This is a genomic window from Meiothermus hypogaeus (genome assembly GCF_003574035.1).
Classification (GTDB): Bacteria; Deinococcota; Deinococci; order Deinococcales; family Thermaceae; genus Meiothermus; species Meiothermus hypogaeus.
The window spans coordinates 1-3896 of sequence record NZ_QWKY01000139.1; the positions used below are offsets into that span (position 1 = coordinate 1).

4 protein-coding genes and 2 pseudogenes are annotated in these 3896 nt (G+C 64.3%); all 6 read right to left on the bottom strand.

What is annotated here, in order from left to right:
* A pseudogene (locus Mhypo_RS17315) lies at positions 1–415 on the bottom strand (hypothetical protein); the annotation flags it as partial.
* Positions 416–417: 2 nt separating this feature from the next.
* Entirely contained in the window at positions 418–921 is a 504-nt protein-coding gene (locus tag Mhypo_RS17320; RefSeq protein ID WP_119342477.1) for a nitrous oxide reductase accessory protein NosL, read from the bottom strand.
* A gap of 177 nt (positions 922–1098) precedes the next feature.
* Positions 1099–1764 (bottom strand): nitrous oxide reductase accessory protein NosL, encoded by a 666-nt coding sequence (locus Mhypo_RS17325; protein ID WP_170148350.1) that lies wholly within the window; start codon positions 1762–1764, stop codon positions 1099–1101.
* Positions 1745–2383 (bottom strand): ABC transporter ATP-binding protein, encoded by a 639-nt coding sequence (locus Mhypo_RS17330; protein WP_119342479.1) that lies wholly within the window; start codon positions 2381–2383, stop codon positions 1745–1747. The genes Mhypo_RS17325 and Mhypo_RS17330 overlap by 20 nt, the downstream gene beginning before the upstream one ends.
* On the bottom strand, positions 2368–3564 hold the full coding sequence (locus Mhypo_RS17335) for a NosD domain-containing protein (protein WP_119342480.1): 1197 nt from the start codon (positions 3562–3564) through the stop codon (positions 2368–2370). Before Mhypo_RS17335 ends, Mhypo_RS17330 begins: the two co-directional genes overlap by 16 nt.
* Positions 3565–3689: 125 nt before the next feature.
* Positions 3690–3896, bottom strand: a pseudogene (locus Mhypo_RS18275) (hypothetical protein); the annotation flags it as partial.

Here is a 3896-nt window from a genome sequence, read left to right on the forward strand (position 1 = left end):
CCCCCACCCAGCCCGCCAGGGCCACCCAGACCCACAGAAGGCCCAGCCCACTGAGCATCAGAAGGCTGGCTGCCTTGCTCCCCAAGCCCAGCAGCCCTGCCGCCAGGGCCAGCCCGGCCAGAATGGGCAGGCTAAAGCCCAGCCCCACCCCCAACACCCCGAAGAGATAGAGCCGTGCCGGGCTCTGGGGCATCCCGGCCCAGAAGGCCCAGTCCTCCCGCAGGGTCAGCAGGGGTACGCTCAAGGCCAACACAAAGGGCGGCAACAAGAGCGCCAGCGAGGCAAAAAGCGAGACCACCGCCACCGCCTCGCCCCGGCCCAGGAAGGCCAGGGCCAGCAGGGGCAGCAGTACCACCGGGGCCAGGGCCCAGGGGTTACGCAAAAGGGCCTTGGTGTACAGGGGCAGGAGGGCCATGGTCACCTGCCGTAGCCGGGTACCCAGGCTTGCTTGCGACCCCGCGCGAGGAGTTCATTCCAGCGCAGTTTTTCTCCGGCGTGTTGGGGGCGCTCTTTCAGGTAAGCCTCCAGGGCTGTGCTGCTGCTAAAAGCCAGCAAGCCCACCCCCATGGGGGTACGAATGCGCTCATTGAACAAAAAGTGGGCCTCCTGGGTCGGAATAAAGCGGGCCTCCCGGCGCTCGGAGGTGGCAAAATCGGCTACGTAGAGCTCCTTGGGGGTGGCCTGGGGGCCGCCGTAACCCAGTAGATGGTCGAGCAGGCAGCCTACGTCGTCGTACTGGTAAACCTTTCCGGTGGTAGTCACCATCTGGGCTGCATAGCGCGCGTCCAGGATGGTCATGTTGCAGTAGGGGCAGGCATCTACCCCTACCCGCAGGGGCCGGGCTGCGGCCAGCGCGGGCTGCAATAGCCCAAAGCCCAGGGGCAGGGCCAGCAGTCCTTTGATGATGGTGCGTCGTTGCATAGAGGTTCCTCGTGGTCTTGTATCAAAGAATTTGGTGCGCAATGTAGTCCCCCTCGATGAGCCGCACATTGCAATTTTTGGGACAATCTACGTGCTTCAAAACGTGCCGCAAAACAAGGTATCGGTGCGCCAACAGGGCCGAGGGTATGAAAAAGCCCCCGGCCCAAGCGCCTGGGTTTATTTGAGCAGACCGGTGTGTTTGGCCAGGAGGTTCACCAGGTTCATCTCAGGCAGGGGGGCCAGGTCCAGCAGGGTCTGCCAGTCCAGGATACGGGTGCGGCCTAAGTCGGGGTTTTTGCGGGCAAAGACCTCCGCTTCTACCTTGGAACTGAAGGCGGCAATTTTTGCATCCATCACCACCCAGCCGCGCTTCTCACCCCACAGGTAGACGGCCTGGCGGGCGGGCATCAATCGTACAGCTTCGGGGCCTTTGGCGGGGTCGTAAAGCCCCCGGTCGGCCACGTAGAAGGTGCTGCCCACCCCGTCGCGCAGGCCGTAGACCCAGGCGTAGTTGACCATGCAGGCGATGGACTCGAAGTGAATGGCCTCCATTCCCTTTTGCGGCTCTTTGAGGGCAATCTGGCTGTAGGTCTGCTCGAAGAAGCCCGGAGTAAAGGTGCGGTTCATCCAGGCGCCGGGGGCCGGGGTCTTGAGGGGCATCGAGCAGAAGGCGCAGGTGCCCTGCTCCCAGGGGACAGATTTGGCGGAGATGGTTTCCAGATTGGCCGGGGCGGCGGAGGGGGCTTGCATCTGCTGCATATGCTGGGCCAGGGCCTGCGAAAGCGCAGTCGAAGCGCCTAAAGCCGAAAGCATCTTGATCACTTCACGACGGTTCTTGTACATGGTTCACACTGCCTTGTTCTACTACCCGGCCGTTTTCCAGGCGGATAAACCGCTCGGCCAGGCGCGAGATTTCTTCTTGCCGGTGAGCCGACAAAATAACCAGTCCACCCATGGTCAGGTGGGCCGAGAGCCAGTCCTGCAAACGGTCCAGACCTTCGGTATCCAGGGCCGAGGAAGGTTCGTCCAAAAGCCAGAGCGGCGGGTAACCCATGAGCCCAGCCGCCAGGGCCAGCCGCTGCCGCCAGCCCCCCGAGAGCTGTGCTACGGGGCGCTTGTAGTGGGCCTGTAAGCCCATGCGCTCCAGGGCCTCGTCCTTGTCGGCCGAACTTGCACCTTTGAGCCTTCGGGCTGCTTCCAGTACCTCTTCTACCCGCAGGGTAGCGGGGAAGGCCAGGTGCTGAGGGATATAGGCGCGGGCTCGAGCCGCCCCCAGGCTGCGGGGATCGTGTCCGAAGAGCCGCACCAAGCCGCCATCAGGCTTTAGCCGCCCGGCCAGCAGGCCCAGCAGGGTGCTCTTACCGGCCCCGTTGGGGCCCAGCAGGGCCAGGCTGCCCGCCTCCAGACGAAGGCTAATCCCTTCCAGGCGGCCTTTTTTGCGCAGGCCTACGACCTCAACCATAACCCTCCCAGCAGGCTCAAAAAGGCCAGCCCCACAAAACCGGGCGCTATGCCTGCGGTGGGCCGCGCAGCGGGCCGGGCTTCCAAATCGGCCAGGGCCAGCATCCGCAGCCCCGGCACCCGGGCCTCGGCGGCCTCCCAGAGCACCACCCCCGGTGAGAGGGCCAGGAGGCTCAGATCAGGCTGCCGGGCAGCCAGCAAGGCAAAGCTGCTGCTGGGCAGATGGGGGATGGGCAGGGGGTAGGCCCGGTCGAAAGCGTTGCCCCGCAAGCGCACCCTGGCTTTGGGGTCGTCTACGGCTAGGTCGTGCAGGTTACCCACAAAAGTGTTGCCGGTAGCGAAGAGTGTGTTCTGATCGGTGTCGCGGGCGAAGAGCAGGGCGGTACCGTTGTTCTCGAAGCGGTTACCGTCGAGGCGGGTGTCCCTCGAGTCCAGCGACAAAAGCCCAACAGTACTCTGCACAAAGCGGTTGTTCTTCAGTACAGTTTTCCATTCCTCTTGCAACAAAAGCCCGTAGCGCAGAGGCCCTACTTCCTGGGCGAAGGTGTTGCCTTCCACCTGGTTCTCGGCCCCGTGCATGAGGGCCGAGCCCACCCGGTTGCGCTGGCTGTGGTTGCCCCTCACCTGGGCCTGGTAGGTAAACATCAGGTGCAGGCCGTAGCGTTCACCCGCCTCGACCCGGTTACCCTCCACCACCACCCGCTCGCCGTATTCCACGTAGAGGTTGTCCAGGAATCCGCTGATGCGGTTGTTCAGGAGCGCCACGTCGTCGCTGCGGTAGGTCTGTAGGCCGGGGGCTACCCCGGTGCCCGAGATTGTGGAGCTTTCGACCCTTGCCCCATTGGATTGCTCAATCCGGATACCCCCGGTAACACCCTTTGCCCGCAGGCCCCGCGCCACGCAGCCCGCACACCGGTACATCACTAAGGCGGCGTCGGGTTCATAAAAGTCATCGCCGGGGCCTACGTTGCGCACCTCGAGGCCCTCCACCACAATGCCGGGGGCCGAAAGCAGAAGCCCGCTGCCCCTACCGCCCGCATCCAGCACCGCCCCCGGGCGGGCCACCAGGCGCACCCCCGGGGTGCTAATCTCCCAGGGACCACGGTAAACACCCGCCTCCAGCACCACGGTCTGGCCCGGGAGCAAAGGGGGAGGGGGAGCTGGGGGATGCAGTATCAGCATGATTCAGCCAGGCAACAGGCTGTGCCTGCCAGACGGAGAGCAAACTTATAGTGGTTATGACCAGTACCAGCAGCGAGGCTTTGCCACAACGGCTACACAACCGCTCGTGCAGGGCGGCGTACTCGCTAAACCAGCAGGGGCGGCCCCCGGTTAAGCAGAGGGAAAGCCGGGCGCAGGTAGGGTTTGGGGGCCTCGAGCGACACCAGGCATGGGCCTGTTTGGGGGGCTGGAATCGGAACTGAAACGATGGGGAAGGCCCCGTCGCTAAAGCCGCCGATGATGCAGAGGGGGCAGTGGGGCTGGTGGGTATGGGTGGGGGTGGGGGTGGGTTG

What these genes read in the sequence shown, in the direction of transcription:
- Mhypo_RS17320 (WP_119342477.1), bottom strand. Translation starts at nt 921, where the DNA reads ATGCAACGACGCACCATCATCAAAGGACTGCTGGCCCTGCCCCTGGGC.
- Mhypo_RS17325 (WP_170148350.1), bottom strand. Translation starts at nt 1,764, where the DNA reads ATGTACAAGAACCGTCGTGAAGTGATCAAGATGCTTTCGGCTTTAGGC.
- Mhypo_RS17335 (WP_119342480.1), bottom strand. Translation starts at nt 3,564, where the DNA reads ATGCTGATACTGCATCCCCCAGCTCCCCCTCCCCCTTTGCTCCCGGGC.
- Mhypo_RS17330 (WP_119342479.1), bottom strand. Translation starts at nt 2,383, where the DNA reads ATGGTTGAGGTCGTAGGCCTGCGCAAAAAAGGCCGCCTGGAAGGGATT.